Source organism: Thalassoglobus sp. JC818, assembly GCF_040717535.1.
Taxonomy (GTDB): Bacteria; Planctomycetota; Planctomycetia; order Planctomycetales; family Planctomycetaceae; genus Thalassoglobus.
In genome coordinates this window covers 128,007-140,315 of record NZ_JBFEFI010000002.1, presented here as the reverse complement: position 1 = coordinate 140,315, position 12,309 = coordinate 128,007, and the positions used below count along the sequence as shown (strand labels likewise).

The following is a 12,309-nucleotide window of genomic DNA, read 5'->3' as shown; positions in this document are numbered from 1 at the left end:
CCGGTAGTCGAATTGCCACGCGACACCAGCGTCGGTCCGTAAATTAGCGAAGCTGCCACAAACAATCAGCAGCAATCTCAGCCCCATTTGAAGAAAATGCGACGCGAACTCAACGGTTCGTGTCGCACGGATTTCGGTCGATCTTACCAGCACTGAGCGTTCGGAAAGGTGCCCGGCACGTCCCAGTGAGCGACTGCATCGTCATTTGAAACCAATTCAGACCAGCGAATATCCCAGTCGACGAAGTGACTTCGCTCGGCAAAAAAACAGAGCAAGCCGTGAAAAATCGCTTATTCCTTGTCGGCAATGCGTTTTGCGTCGCCACTCATGAACGTAATCCATTCCCCGTTGTCCCCCTTCATGGACGAAGTGACGACAACATGATCGGGAGAGAGAAACTCATAGGAGTCTCGAAACGTCGAAGTCTCTCCGGGAATCATCATGTTGGGGCCATCTGCTTCGAGAGTGATCTTATTCCCAGCTTCATTGACCGTGCCTTCATACACCCAGAAAGTGCTGGTGACCGAATCAACCCACGTCCCGACATATTTCTTCTTGGCCGGATCGTATCCGATGGTCTGAACACCTTTCATCGTTGAACCCAGCATTTCATTGTTCATCTTGTTGATGAGCCAGAATCCGCCGAGCATCTGACACTCCATTTTTCCGCTGCACTCCAAATCGGGTTGGTCGGGCCCCATTTTGGCTTTCGAAGTGAGTGCCCAGTTCCCTACGAACTTCTCGAGCCATTCGTGTTCCGGCCCAGGAGTCGGAAAGTCGGGAGTCTCTTGCCCGACAGCCACGACACACATCAGCATCGAAAAAATCAGGGAAAACGATTTCGTAAACATGAGTTCTCTCGCTATTGAGGATCAAGCTGTTCGGGGCAACGAAGAGGGGCGTACATAAACTTGCTTTAGAAATATCTCTGAAATGTGATCGCAATTCTACTCAGACGACTCCTGCCGACGGGCCAGTTCTTCGACCAACTTCTCTTCTTGCTCACGAAGTTCAGGTGTGAATTCCTCGCCGAAGTCATCAGCTTCAAAGACGCGTCGAAGTTCCAACTCCCCTTCTTGAAACGGACTCTTTCGCGCCCACTCAATCGCTGCTTCCATGGAGTCGACTTCCCACATCCAGAATCCCGCGATGAGTTCTTTCGTCTCAGCGAAAGGACCATCGGTGATCACTCGGTTCTCTCCATTGAATGAGATGCGAACTCCCTTGGACGTTGGATGTAAACCTTCTCCGGCCAACATCACGCCGGCATCCACCAGTTCCTGATTGAATTGTCCCATCTCCGTGAGTTCCTGCGTAGTCGGCATCACGCCAGCTTCCGACTTCTGTGTGGCTTTCACGATCACCATGACTTTCATTCTACAAACTCCTTAATCCGTTCCCAAAAACAGAATGACGATTTTCGATTCTCACTCCGGACCGACGACAACAGCACGACTGGCTATGTCACTCAGCATCGCTTTCGTACGCACTCTTCAAAGCCGCAAAGTCCAACTTAATCATTGTCATCATTACATTCATGACTCGTGTGGCCCGCTCCGTATCGGGATCTCCGAGGTATTCACCCATGGGAGCGGGGACGACTTGCCAGGCCACGCCATAACGATCCGTGAGCCACCCGCAAGCCATTTCTTTCCCACCGTCCAGGAACTTTTCCCAGTAGTGATCAATCTCATCCTGCGAATCACAGCGAATCGCCAATGAGATCGAATTCGTGTACTCCCACTTCTGCCCGACATTCAAAGCAACGAAAGTGAGGTCCGCCAATCGAAACTCAACCGTCATTACGGAACCGTTCATCGGATTCTTGAGCACTCGGAGGATCTCCGAATCCGGAAAGACCGAAACGTAGAAGTTCGCTGCTTCTTCAGCTTCGCTTTCGAAGGAGAGAAATGGAGTAATCTTTTGTTCAAACTGCATCGTAAACGATCCTTATGAATGACAGATGACTTAAAACACAACTCGCTGCTAATTCTGGTTCTACTCTTCATTCACGAAGCAGATTCCAGAGCTGAAAGAGCGATGTTTCACCGTACCACTCTTTCCAATTTCGTTTATACACCTGTGCGTTCCGGGAGAGGAAACAGCGGTCGAATCTCAACCGTTCCTTTCGCCGCAGGTGGCAGTCGACTGGCGATCGCGATCGCTTCGTCGAGATGCTCAACATCGATGAGATAGTATCCCCCCAATTGCTCCGTAGTCTCCGCAAATGGCCCATCAGTAATTTGCCGTTGGCCACTTCGGAGCCGGACACTGGTTGCTGCTTTGACTGAATACAACGGAGAGGAGTCAATCAACTTCCCCTCCGCCGCCAATTCGTCGCAGATCTCCATCGACTTCAACATGCAGTCGGTCCGTTCGTCTTCGGTCCAGCATGCTTCGTCACCGTAAATGAGCAACATATACTTCATGTTGAATCTCCGCTGTTAAGTTCTGCGCTGTTGAATCACTCACTTCGATTGGCCAATCAAAACCCTCACCGAATGCGGTTTTCTACACATTTTTTTCGCTCGATGAGATCGGATTTCGAATGCCGATCTTCCAGTCACATTCCCTGTTGCGATCTACTCTTCGCCTGGAACCATGACCATCCAGCCCAACCCGAATTTGTCGGTGACTTGCCCATAGCAGGGTGACCAGAATGTCGGTGTCAGCGGCATATCTTCAACGCCTCCGTCTGCCAGTGCAGCATAGAGTTTCTCGGCTTCTTCTTGAGTCGGGACGGTCAACGTCAATCGGAAGCCTTGAAATTTCTCGGCCGTGTCGCATCCATCCGACATCATGATTGAAACGTCACCGACCTGCATCTCTGCATGCATGATCTTGTTTTCGAACCCCGGAGGAATCATCCCTTCAGGAGCGGGATCTGGACTCTCACTGAAACGGAGAACCATACCCGGCTTTGCCCCAATCGCAGCCTGATAGAAATTCAAAGCCTCTTCGCATCGTCCGCCGAAGAACAGATATGAACGCACGTCTACAGTCTTCATAATCAATCTCACTAGTTATTAGTTAACTAAATGTAAAACCAAGATAGCTAGATCATGCAAACGGTTTTCGCCCTAAAGAACGACGAACGTCTGCCAACTGACCAAAATGAGCCATGTCGTGCATGGCGATAAAGACAAACAGTCGACCATTCGACTGAAAGTCCGGCTGATCGCGAAGCGATTCCCAAACCGCTTTCGGAGCATCATCCAGCCCGGAAACGCCGATCGTTTCCAACAGCTGAAGAGTTTCAACATGGACTGTTCGATAGGCCGTCAGAACTTCGGTATATGTGGGATATCCATCCCCCTCAGGATGAGGCCGTGTTCCACCAGCAAACAGACTCTTCCACGTCTCCCAGGTGTTTGGTCGCCCACTGATCATTGACGTCAGACCAGCTTGCGAGAAAACAAGATGCCCCATCGTCCAGTGCGCGTGATTCCCACCTCGACTGGTCGGGACGGCAAGCGGAGCATCTGCCAGATCTTCTGCGAGTTGAATGATCCATTCGAAACTCATGTTCAATGACAGTCTTAACGATTCCAAACCATCCATCGTGTGACGTTTCCTTCTACTGATGAGTCTTTCCAATCGCCGAGTTAGCGTTCCGCCGGCTTAAGAAGTTCAATCTGAACCGGTGATTGCTAGAACTTTGGATTCAATGATCGCATTGAACTCTTCATCGATTGGGCGAATTTCGAAGGGCCCATGCTTCACACCCGGATGTTTCGACATGAGAGCAATCGCATGGTTCAAGTCACGCGCCTCGAGAAACAGGAGTCCCCCGATCATCTCTTTCGATTCAGCAAACGGTCCGTCAACTACGTCGACCGTTCCATTTTTCGGTCGCAGAGTCACAGCTTCTTTCGGCGACTTCAGTGCTTCTCCTGCGAGGTAATGACCACCGCGACGCAGCTCCGCATCGTAGGAAACGCAGTCGTCGATCATCTTCTGCATTTCACTCTCAGAAAATGCCTCGAGCTTCGATTCATCAATGCACCCGAAACAGACAAATTTCATCGGTCACCTCCAGCGTTGGGACTTCTCTTTCCAATGGTTCTTCACAAACTTCAGACGAGCAAACCGGCTCAGAAAAGTGCTCAGACCGGAGTTCTGCTCGCTTCTGGAAAATCAGTCGATTGAATCAGCCGCAAATCGACAGAGCTGTCGAAGTTTTTCGAGAATCTGTCAGCCAAGAAAGAATTCGCAGAGCGTAAATCACTCGTGCAACAAGAGTTATAACCGAAGAGTATTCACGAGCGAATTGTTGCTTCGATTAGGTCGAGTCCAGAAAAAGCCGTGTGTTGAACTAATATTCTGCAGCGAGGTCTTCCAATTTCTTCATTAGAAGACGCCGCTCAGGTTCCTGACGCGCCATCGCCAGAGCAGTCTCAAGAGAACTTCGTGCTGCTGTGAGATCTCCTTTCCGCCGGAGAAATTCTCCTTTCGCAGCATGGATCAAATGGTACTCATGCAGCAAACCTTGACGAAGCAGATCGTCTATGATGAGTAACCCTTCATCCGGGCCGTCTCTCATCGAGATCGCGACAGCTCGATTCAGTTTCACAATCGCCGATGACGTCGCTTGGGTCAGCAAATCGTAAAGGGCAACGATCTCTGCCCAATCCGTTTCTTCGGGCGTCCCAGCATTCGCGTGAACAGCGGAAATTGCAGCTTGGATTGTATAGATCCCGAAATTTCCAGACGACAAGCTGCGACTGACCCGTTCCGTCCCTTCGACGATCAACTCTCGATCCCACTGAGTTCGATCCTGGTCTTCCAGTAAAACAATATCGCCAGCCTCAGTGACTCGTGTCGACCGACGTGATTCGTGCAAAAGCATGAGAGCCAACAGCCCTTCGACTTCAGGATCCGGCAACAGTTCCAGAACGAGCCTCGCCAGTCGAATGGCCTCACTCGAAAGATCCGGACGAAGAACGGAATCGCCGGCAGAAGCTGAGTATCCTTCATTGAAGACGAGATAGATCACAGACTGGACGGCTTCCAATCGCTCCGGCAGGTCATCCACCGACGGGATGGCATAAGGGATTCCAGCGTCCCGAACTTTGGCTTTTCCTCTTACGATACGCTGCGCCATCGTTGATGGAGAGATCAAGAACGCCGCCGCGATTTCTTCGGTTGTGAGTCCGCAGACTTCTCGCAATGTCAGAGGGACTTGAATCAATGGATCAATCGCCGGGTGACAACATGTAAAAATCAGGCGAAGGCGATCGTCTTCGATCTCGTGACTCTCTCGATCGGAGTTTTCACCGACGATTCGATTCATCCGATCAACGAGAACGTCACTCGATTGACGTAGCCGGGATTCTCGTCTGATTCGATCAACAGCTTTAAATCGTCCGACTGTCACTAACCAGGCTCGTGGATTTTCCGGAACTCCTTCATTCGCCCATTGCTCAACGGCAGCTGCGAAAGCTTCGTGCATGGCCTCTTCGGCGATGTCAAAGTCGCGGACGACTCGCATTAACGTCGCAAAAACCCGGCGAGACTCTCGCTGATAGATTTGCTCGACCAGGTTTTTGACTTCATCCGATTGCAATGCAGCACCTGAAGCAAGTCGACTTGTGATTTGCGGAGACTCCTACGCGCAAACTCAGTCTTCCTCGACATGAGAGAATCCCTCGAAGTCTCAATGTTTCATCGCATTGAGATACGGAGCGTTAAATGTCGCATCATCTTCTGATGAGAGCAACTCGTCAAACCTTCTTGAGCGAGGAAGCGTGGCGGATTGCCTCACAAAAAAAAGACGGATGAGAGTTGATCTCATCCGTCTTTCTGGTTTCAAATCCGTCAACCTGTGCATTCCATGCTCAATCCATTGCTAGAGCTCTTACTCTTCTTTACAGGAATCCCGGAGGTCACGAATTCGATCGTGGCCTGCTTTGACTCCGCGATACTGCTGATGTAGCACATCACTCATTGCGCTTCCGGAGGTTTCTTTTAGAACGTCTTCATAGGCGTCCTTGATGTAGTCTTCGCCGCGTTCAGCTTCAGCGAGGACTGCGTAGGCGTTGTCGCTGTTCACATTCGAGCGGATGTTGATCCAGGCCCGGTGAACCGCAGCAGCCATTCCACCTTCTTCACGAGCGTCTTCGCCATTCCATTCCACATGGGTCTGCAGCACCTCTGCATTCTGCATGCGTTCTTCTGCCAGCTCACGAAACAGCTGCGCCAGGCGACGATCGTTGACCTCTTCCGCGCATTCTCGGAATCCATCGTAAGAGTCCAGATTGTATCGGATCAGGGTCTGTAGTTTTTCGACAGTCTTGTCGTTGAGATCCCATTTAGTTTCAACAGCCATGATTAAATCTCCTTCTTAAAAAGTTAGAAATCTGGTTCCGGTCTAACGCAACCGAAGAATTAGTTCCGCAAATCAAATGCCAAACAGCGATCACCCTACGACTTGAAATTTCCTCTCGAATCACCAGAGCGATTTGCAGGCGACACAAAAAAAAGGCCACCGTCTTTGAGACGATGGCCAATTTCATGATGCTAGATCATTCGAGTCGAATCAGAAGTTATTTCGCTGAATTGAAAGATTCGTTCAGACGATCGCGAACTGAAGCCAATTCGAGTTCTGGATAGTTCGAAGGAGTCACAACTGGAGCTTCTTCGATTTCCTGTGGAGTCGCGTTGATCGAAACGTGAGTTTCTTCATTCTTCTGATGGAAGTTCAACGCTTTGAATGGAACTGCAGTGTACTTCTCATTCAGTCCAACTGTTCCACCGTCACCAATCACTCCGTATGCAGCTTTCCCTGATTTCATATCGAAGATGATCGCATCAAGATGACCAACGGATTCCTGAGTTGACCCCTGGATGTCAGCGTCTGTGACTGTCGCAACACAGATGAGATCTTGTGGCTTCGAAACTGCCTGAGGAGCTTCAGTCGAGTAAAACTCGGCGTTGGTCTTCAACCATTCCTGGTCGCTCAACTCAGTGTACTTTTCAGTTTTCAACTGAGGGGCTTTCGCCAGTCGCTCTTGAGTCATCGAGATCGTAGCACGACATTGCCGTTCGCCGTCTTCCATGGTGCACTCACAATTAAGTGCTTTCCAAGGGATGGCAGCGTGAGTACCGCCGATGCCTGCGACACCGCCGACGTCAGCGACCACGAACTGTGGTTCACCCTTTTTGTTCAGAACAACTGTATCGATGCTGGCAACCGCCTCATCGTTGGCGTTGTAAATGCTGGCTCCGACAATTTTGTTTGATGTGACGAGCAGATTCTGGCTGTCTTCAGCGCCCGCAAACGAAACCATTCCGCACAGAGCAACTGCTGTCGCCATTAAGTGAGTCTTCATCTTAAACTCCTTGGTTGAATTTCTCTTCACCCTTGGACTTCCGTTAAGTCCAGTCTGCTGGGTCGGAAAAACTTAGTGGCAAAGCCCGTGCCGAAACACATTTCATTAAAGATCAGCTCGTTCTCTTAAGGAAATCACGCTTCAACTGAAAACTGGAGGGTCTAAGTCGTCAGCGAGCTGTCATCTTCTCGACCAAACTGGACGAACATCAGTCACTAATGCACAGATCGACGGGAAACCACCCGCGAGAACTTGTTTGGCATTTCGATTGCATTACCCTAAGGGAATTCATAACGAGGCGATTGAAGCCTCTGACTCAAATCGAAAGGGAAGCAAGATGAAAAGCCTGATGACACTACTGACGATCGTTTGCACCGGATTGATGCTGGCAGGATGCGAAACAAGTGATGTTGAAAGTCACAGCGACGCCATTCAGGATTCTGCAGAAGAAACCGCGGACGACATCAAAGATGCTGCCGAGGATCTCGGAGAAGATGTTCAGGACAGCGCAGAAGATGTTGCTGATAAAGCAGAAGACGCCGTCGACTAAAACTCAAAAACAGTTTCTCGCGAAACTGACTTCCACAAGCCCAGCTGCCCGAGCAGCTGGGCTTTTTTGTTGACTACCTGGGTTGCTTGTCCGTCTCCGCATAGGCCGATTTTATCAAGAAGATGTCCGACTATTTAATTCCAGCTTAGCGTGAATCAAAGTCGGCAATCGACCGGAGCTTGGGACGCGGGCTTTGAGTTCTCAAATTAGTCTCGAGCCGTTTGCGGAAAGACATTCGCGGTGTTTCACGACGTTGAGGCAGAGTTCTCAGTTGGTCAGGTGACGTTGACTGGAGATCGCTAGAAATATTGAAGTAGCTGAATCGAGCCGACTGCGATTTTTGAATCGGTTTCTTGGACTGACAGAATGAGGCCGCCAAATGTGAACATCTACTTGTCGGTTGGGCTCATCTTTGTTCTGTCTCGCTGACTGCCGGAAGAGTGTCATGAACTTGGCAACAAGTTGGTGGGGAAACAAAAAAAATGCTCACTGGTCGAAACCAGCGAGCATTTCTCTATATAAACAGCATGCCTCGTTCATCAATGAGATGTTGGGGCTTCTGATAGCTCTGGGATGGGTCGGCTAAGCGAACCCGTTTACTGCATCCGGCGAATCAACTCGGCCATGGAATTCGGCTGAGGGATCGCGACGGCGATGATCTCTAAATCGTCCTGACCGGAACTTGAAATCGCCAAATCGCCAATACCAAGGAACCGTTCAAGGATGTTTTGATCAACCTGGAGGTTTCGCACATCATCATGTTGCACCTCAGAAGTCTTCTTCGCGATAATGCCGTGTCGCAGTCGGGTCCGTTTGTTCGTAACTGTTAAACTTGTTGCGAGAATCTGGACCCACATGTATCCGGCGTAACCTGCAATGAGTAACAGGACGACTCCCGCACCCATCGCAAAACTCCAGCTTCCGTCGGCGATGCTGGTCACAATGGCGACCAGCGCAGCTCCTCCAACGGCAATCATCGTGAGCAACTGCAGAGGATGCTTACGGAACAACGCGGGATGGGCTGTCTCGAGAACCGTCTCATCATCCGTCGGAGTTTCGATGGTGTAGTCGGCTTCGGAATTCGTGATGTCCGTCTTCAAAATTGGTTGAGCGACCGGAGCTTTAGCTTCAAATGGAACGGAGCATCGAGGACAATCGACGGTCTGACCAACGAATTCATCTGCGACATTGATCAGCGCTTCGCAGTTCGGACAGCGATAGGAAACTTCAGTCACTTCTTCAGTTGGCACAGGCATCGATGGCTCTCCTCAATTTTCTCGAGTGATTCGACATGCGAGGCGGCCATTCGGAAATAACTTTTGATCCGAGTTTCGCCGAGTCTGCTCAATAGGTGTCGATCAACTCTTTCTTGTTTCGTTTTTCAATTTTTTCAGGTGTAATCTCCGGTCAGTCTCTTATGCGTTCCATCAGGCAACTGGACGACGGCCAAGAACGAGGCTCACGACGAGCAGAATGAGAAAGACGAAGAACAGAATTTTCGCAGCTGAGATCGAGAAACCAGCGACTGATGTAAAGCCAAGTAGACCTGCAATCAACGCGAGAATCAGAAAGGAAATTGCCCAAGATAACATGTGTCTTCTCCTCAGTTTTCTTAGTGATAAAGAACGTCCGCTCGACAGTGAGTGACGTTCTGATCGAGATGGAAAGCAGCGTTCGTGCCAACTCGCAAAAAATTGCTGAACGGCGATTTCTGAGGAAAAACCGTGCATTTCGAGCGAGAAATGCGATCTTTGAGTCTGTGATCTGGATTCGAAGCGATCAGTTCGATAGCTGAGCATTCACACCGCAGCCACACATTTCTTTCTCTCGAGTCCCGGTACGGCATCGTGAATCGTCCAGCTGATTCAACGATGTTTTTGCAGGTACGATCTCAGGTGGCCCAAATTTCGCATCATATGGTCACTGGAACCCGTTTGATTGACTCCTACAAACCTAGAGCAACGACCTCGCTATTCCTCACACGGACCATTCAATGACCACCTCTGCCGAAAAGTCAAAAGAGTCAGATACGAAAAAGTCGGACGCATTGATCGACGTGGTGGACGATGCTTACGAGAATGTCGAGGGAGACACGACGAAGGTGGGCGATCTGATGGATGCGATTAGCAGCCGCGGATTTGGTCCGTTGCTTCTCGCTCCTTCACTCATTTCGATTTCTCCGCTGGGCGGAATCCCCGGAGTTTCGATCGTGACTGGATCGCTGATCGTGCTGATTGCGGTCCAAATGCTGTTCCGCTCCGACCATCCATGGATTCCGAAACGGTTGGAAGAGTTCTCAATCCCCACGGATCGAGTCAAGAAGTCGATTGAGAAATACCGCCCCTGGCTGACCTGGGGTAACCGCTGGGTGCATCAACGCCTGAAGATTCTGTCGGTGGGAGCGATGCATTATGTGCTCGCAACGCTAATGATTCTCCTGGGACTCTCCTACTTTCCGCTTGCTCTCGTCCCCTTCGGAGTTTTTCTGCCAGCGCTCGCGAACACTCTTCTTTCGTTGGGAATCACAGCTAGAGATGGGGCTTTGATCATCGCTGGCATGTCTGTCTCAATCGCCAGCTTTACGGTGTTAATCTGGACAGCTTAGTTGACTCGCAGTTTGCTGACGATCGACCTTTCTACCTCTACCACCGGCGTTCTGCCCTGTTTGCTTGTGAGAAAAGATCGGAAGCTATTACACATCCTCTCTGTGATGAATCTGAGTGATTCGGGAATTGAGAGCCGCTGAGTAAAAGACCAGCAACAAGAAAGAAACTATCAACGAAAAAACGTCGCGCCCACAGAATCGAATGGATTCCGCGAGCGCGACGTCGGGCGATTGTCAGCTTCTTTTGTTCTCGACGATCAACGACGAGAACGAATCTCCTCGAACATCGCTTAGCGTGTGGCGATCACCCAGGCAGCGTGCAAGACGCCTGGAAAGTATCCGAGGATCGTGAGCAGGATGTTCAGCCAGAACTGAAGTCCAATTCCGACTTGCAGAAACACTCCGACTGGAGGCAGCAAGAGTGAAAAGAACAGCCTCACGAGATCAAAAGGGGTCAGTGTGGGTGATGTTGAAACTGTCATGTCAGATATCTCCTTGTCCTTGACTACTCTCAGATTCGACGATCCGGCTTCTAGGCGGTTTCGTCAGTCTGTTCTGAAACAGTCGCGATCTGAGGATAAGCCTGTTGTACTTGTCGGGCTGCTTCATCAGCAGACAGACCGTATTTCTCTTGAAGGCCGCCTCGGAGCTGGACAATGCTTTCGCAGACTTGCTCGAGTTCCAGTGGAGTGAAATCGGGCCAGCGACGGGCGACTTCTGCTTGACTGATGGTTGGAATTTCTTGTTGCTTTAACATTGCTCTTGGGCTCCGATGACGGTGACGGACTCCCGATTCCTCCGTGAAGGCGAACGCTATGGACAGCTTGGAAAAGCTGTCTGCTCACCCTCGGAATTCTGATTTAGGAGGAGTCCGCTATGAAATCACCATTCTTCCGTCAATGTCTGACGTCAGATGTGATGGGTGCCATCGCTAACATGCACTCCGCGTGCCGAATCACAATCAGTTGGCTGGCAAGTGGTGAGTTTTTCGAGATTCCGTGATCGGAACCTGAGATTTCATGGACAGTTCCACCGATTTGTGGGGGATCAAAGATCACACTGGTTGGTAACACGCCAGCATGGCGACTTCGGGAATGTGTGATGTGAGGATTTTGCAGAGAAATTGGTGCAGCAAGCGCCCAGAGACCGTGATCTAAGCGATCTTCGTAGTTTGGCATAGGGCTTGCTTTCAGTTCTAAGTGGTCAGTTGATGACCGTCAGGAAATGCAAATCCCCTGTATTTTTACGCTTATTTCATCTGTAAAGGACGCACTTCACTGAAGATGGCAGACCAATGATTCAAGATTCACAGATCGACTTCAATCGGGAGCAGATTGACAGGCTGCGGGATCTCATGATCCTCAACGCTCAAGCTGCTCTCATCCTCCGAGAATTGACATCGATGGAACTTCGCGCCGAGCTGAGAACAAATCTTGAAGAGATCGCAGACACACACGAACAGCACTGTCGGTTTCTGTCAAAGTACGTTTTGTTCCAAGACTTGGAGACAGCTGCGCTGAGCGCTCTTCAAAGAGTGTCGCAGCTTCGGCGAAGAAATCGACGACACATCCCCGAGCAGACTCGTCTGCAGCAGAGTCTCGCGGATTGGAACGCTATCGAGGCCGAGCTCGAAGCAGCTGTGCGAAAAGCCTCCGTTTCGATCGGCGGAAGATTTCAGTCGTTCTTGACGACTCATCAGAAGTTCGCCAGGCGACGGACTCAACTGATTGAGGAAATCCTGAACGAGACTTCCGAAAGAGTCGAGTCAGAATAGGTGACGGCTTCTCTGGAAGCCCGCGTTTACGTGGCTAATCATGAGTTGG

Annotated in this window: 18 protein-coding genes; 4 read left to right on the top strand and 14 right to left on the bottom strand. The window is 50.4% G+C overall.

The genetic code is table 11. The features are described 5' to 3' along the window. Nucleotides 1–290: 290 nt before the first annotated feature. The 10 genes from AB1L42_RS05070 to AB1L42_RS05025 all read right to left on the bottom strand — a co-directional run bounded on the left by AB1L42_RS05070 (nucleotide 291) and on the right by AB1L42_RS05025 (nucleotide 7,331). Nucleotides 291–851 (bottom strand): DUF1579 domain-containing protein, encoded by a 561-nt coding sequence (locus tag AB1L42_RS05070; RefSeq protein WP_367052041.1) that lies wholly within the window; start codon nucleotides 849–851, stop codon nucleotides 291–293. A 96-nt stretch (nucleotides 852–947) separates the two neighbouring features. Then, entirely contained in the window at nucleotides 948–1,376 is a 429-nt protein-coding gene (locus AB1L42_RS05065; RefSeq protein WP_367052039.1) for a YciI family protein, read from the bottom strand. Between the two features lie 88 nt (nucleotides 1,377–1,464). Further along, a complete protein-coding gene (locus tag AB1L42_RS05060) occupies nucleotides 1,465–1,938 on the bottom strand; it encodes a VOC family protein (protein WP_367052037.1) in 474 nt (157 codons plus the stop codon). Nucleotides 1,939–2,072: 134 nt separating this feature from the next. Continuing rightward, nucleotides 2,073–2,429, bottom strand: a complete 357-nt coding sequence (locus AB1L42_RS05055; RefSeq protein ID WP_367052035.1) for a YciI family protein — start codon at nucleotides 2,427–2,429, stop codon at nucleotides 2,073–2,075. Nucleotides 2,430–2,582: 153 nt separating this feature from the next. Continuing rightward, the gene (locus AB1L42_RS05050; RefSeq protein ID WP_367052033.1) at nucleotides 2,583–3,008 is read right to left on the bottom strand and encodes a VOC family protein; all 426 of its coding nucleotides are present in this window, start codon (nucleotides 3,006–3,008) and stop codon (nucleotides 2,583–2,585) included. 52 nt (nucleotides 3,009–3,060) lie between these two features. Continuing rightward, nucleotides 3,061–3,561, bottom strand: coding sequence for a DinB family protein (locus AB1L42_RS05045; RefSeq protein ID WP_367052031.1), 501 nt, complete (start codon nucleotides 3,559–3,561; stop codon nucleotides 3,061–3,063). A gap of 69 nt (nucleotides 3,562–3,630) precedes the next feature. Continuing rightward, entirely contained in the window at nucleotides 3,631–4,026 is a 396-nt protein-coding gene (locus AB1L42_RS05040; protein WP_367052029.1) for a YciI family protein, read from the bottom strand. A 289-nt stretch (nucleotides 4,027–4,315) separates the two neighbouring features. Beyond that, nucleotides 4,316–5,566 carry an RNA polymerase sigma factor gene (locus AB1L42_RS05035; RefSeq protein WP_367052027.1) on the bottom strand — a complete coding sequence of 417 codons (1,251 nt, stop codon included), beginning with the start codon at nucleotides 5,564–5,566 and terminating at the stop codon, nucleotides 4,316–4,318. Nucleotides 5,567–5,857: 291 nt separating this feature from the next. Continuing rightward, complete coding sequence (locus AB1L42_RS05030; RefSeq protein ID WP_367052025.1) at nucleotides 5,858–6,328, bottom strand: PA2169 family four-helix-bundle protein; 471 nt, start codon at nucleotides 6,326–6,328, stop codon at nucleotides 5,858–5,860. Nucleotides 6,329–6,545: 217 nt separating this feature from the next. Next, the gene (locus AB1L42_RS05025; protein WP_367052023.1) at nucleotides 6,546–7,331 is read right to left on the bottom strand and encodes a PRC-barrel domain-containing protein; all 786 of its coding nucleotides are present in this window, start codon (nucleotides 7,329–7,331) and stop codon (nucleotides 6,546–6,548) included. A 337-nt stretch (nucleotides 7,332–7,668) separates the two neighbouring features. Here AB1L42_RS05025 and AB1L42_RS05020 point away from each other — a divergent pair, with 337 nt between their 5' ends. After that, on the top strand, nucleotides 7,669–7,881 hold the full coding sequence (locus AB1L42_RS05020; protein WP_367052021.1) for a YtxH domain-containing protein: 213 nt from the start codon (nucleotides 7,669–7,671) through the stop codon (nucleotides 7,879–7,881). A 596-nt stretch (nucleotides 7,882–8,477) separates the two neighbouring features. On the opposite strand, the gene AB1L42_RS05015 is transcribed toward AB1L42_RS05020, so the two are convergent. Together AB1L42_RS05015 and AB1L42_RS05010 are read right to left on the bottom strand one after the other, a co-directional pair. Continuing rightward, nucleotides 8,478–9,137: a PH domain-containing protein gene (locus tag AB1L42_RS05015; protein ID WP_367052019.1), complete on the bottom strand. Its 660-nt coding sequence runs from the start codon at nucleotides 9,135–9,137 to the stop codon at nucleotides 8,478–8,480. A 171-nt stretch (nucleotides 9,138–9,308) separates the two neighbouring features. Continuing rightward, complete coding sequence (locus AB1L42_RS05010) at nucleotides 9,309–9,473, bottom strand: DUF1328 family protein (RefSeq protein WP_367052017.1); 165 nt, start codon at nucleotides 9,471–9,473, stop codon at nucleotides 9,309–9,311. Between the two features lie 401 nt (nucleotides 9,474–9,874). Here AB1L42_RS05010 and AB1L42_RS05005 point away from each other — a divergent pair, with 401 nt between their 5' ends. Further along, nucleotides 9,875–10,486, top strand: coding sequence for an exopolysaccharide biosynthesis protein (locus AB1L42_RS05005; RefSeq protein WP_367052015.1), 612 nt, complete (start codon nucleotides 9,875–9,877; stop codon nucleotides 10,484–10,486). A 290-nt stretch (nucleotides 10,487–10,776) separates the two neighbouring features. On the opposite strand, the gene AB1L42_RS05000 is transcribed toward AB1L42_RS05005, so the two are convergent. Beyond that, nucleotides 10,777–10,968: a YqaE/Pmp3 family membrane protein gene (locus tag AB1L42_RS05000; RefSeq protein WP_367052013.1), complete on the bottom strand. Its 192-nt coding sequence runs from the start codon at nucleotides 10,966–10,968 to the stop codon at nucleotides 10,777–10,779. Between the two features lie 50 nt (nucleotides 10,969–11,018). Beyond that, on the bottom strand, nucleotides 11,019–11,243 hold the full coding sequence (locus AB1L42_RS04995) for a hypothetical protein (protein WP_367052011.1): 225 nt from the start codon (nucleotides 11,241–11,243) through the stop codon (nucleotides 11,019–11,021). A 119-nt stretch (nucleotides 11,244–11,362) separates the two neighbouring features. On the opposite strand from AB1L42_RS04995, the gene AB1L42_RS04990 reads away from it, so the two are divergent. Further along, complete coding sequence (locus AB1L42_RS04990) at nucleotides 11,363–11,488, top strand: hypothetical protein (RefSeq protein WP_367052009.1); 126 nt, start codon at nucleotides 11,363–11,365, stop codon at nucleotides 11,486–11,488. 292 nt (nucleotides 11,489–11,780) lie between these two features. Continuing rightward, nucleotides 11,781–12,260: a hypothetical protein gene (locus tag AB1L42_RS04985; RefSeq protein WP_367052007.1), complete on the top strand. Its 480-nt coding sequence runs from the start codon at nucleotides 11,781–11,783 to the stop codon at nucleotides 12,258–12,260. Nucleotides 12,261–12,309: the final 49 nt, after the last annotated feature.

What these genes read in the sequence shown, in the direction of transcription:
- AB1L42_RS05020 (WP_367052021.1), top strand. Translation starts at nt 7,669, where the DNA reads ATGAAAAGCCTGATGACACTACTGACGATCGTTTGCACCGGATTGATG.
- AB1L42_RS05055 (WP_367052035.1), bottom strand. Translation starts at nt 2,429, where the DNA reads ATGAAGTATATGTTGCTCATTTACGGTGACGAAGCATGCTGGACCGAA.
- AB1L42_RS05050 (WP_367052033.1), bottom strand. Translation starts at nt 3,008, where the DNA reads ATGAAGACTGTAGACGTGCGTTCATATCTGTTCTTCGGCGGACGATGC.
- AB1L42_RS04995 (WP_367052011.1), bottom strand. Translation starts at nt 11,243, where the DNA reads ATGTTAAAGCAACAAGAAATTCCAACCATCAGTCAAGCAGAAGTCGCC.
- AB1L42_RS05045 (WP_367052031.1), bottom strand. Translation starts at nt 3,561, where the DNA reads ATGGATGGTTTGGAATCGTTAAGACTGTCATTGAACATGAGTTTCGAA.
- AB1L42_RS04985 (WP_367052007.1), top strand. Translation starts at nt 11,781, where the DNA reads ATGATTCAAGATTCACAGATCGACTTCAATCGGGAGCAGATTGACAGG.
- AB1L42_RS05065 (WP_367052039.1), bottom strand. Translation starts at nt 1,376, where the DNA reads ATGAAAGTCATGGTGATCGTGAAAGCCACACAGAAGTCGGAAGCTGGC.
- AB1L42_RS04990 (WP_367052009.1), top strand. Translation starts at nt 11,363, where the DNA reads ATGAAATCACCATTCTTCCGTCAATGTCTGACGTCAGATGTGATGGGT.
- AB1L42_RS05010 (WP_367052017.1), bottom strand. Translation starts at nt 9,473, where the DNA reads ATGTTATCTTGGGCAATTTCCTTTCTGATTCTCGCGTTGATTGCAGGT.
- AB1L42_RS05005 (WP_367052015.1), top strand. Translation starts at nt 9,875, where the DNA reads ATGACCACCTCTGCCGAAAAGTCAAAAGAGTCAGATACGAAAAAGTCG.
- AB1L42_RS05070 (WP_367052041.1), bottom strand. Translation starts at nt 851, where the DNA reads ATGTTTACGAAATCGTTTTCCCTGATTTTTTCGATGCTGATGTGTGTC.
- AB1L42_RS05015 (WP_367052019.1), bottom strand. Translation starts at nt 9,137, where the DNA reads ATGCCTGTGCCAACTGAAGAAGTGACTGAAGTTTCCTATCGCTGTCCG.
- AB1L42_RS05025 (WP_367052023.1), bottom strand. Translation starts at nt 7,331, where the DNA reads ATGAAGACTCACTTAATGGCGACAGCAGTTGCTCTGTGCGGAATGGTT.
- AB1L42_RS05000 (WP_367052013.1), bottom strand. Translation starts at nt 10,968, where the DNA reads ATGACAGTTTCAACATCACCCACACTGACCCCTTTTGATCTCGTGAGG.
- AB1L42_RS05030 (WP_367052025.1), bottom strand. Translation starts at nt 6,328, where the DNA reads ATGGCTGTTGAAACTAAATGGGATCTCAACGACAAGACTGTCGAAAAA.
- AB1L42_RS05040 (WP_367052029.1), bottom strand. Translation starts at nt 4,026, where the DNA reads ATGAAATTTGTCTGTTTCGGGTGCATTGATGAATCGAAGCTCGAGGCA.
- AB1L42_RS05060 (WP_367052037.1), bottom strand. Translation starts at nt 1,938, where the DNA reads ATGCAGTTTGAACAAAAGATTACTCCATTTCTCTCCTTCGAAAGCGAA.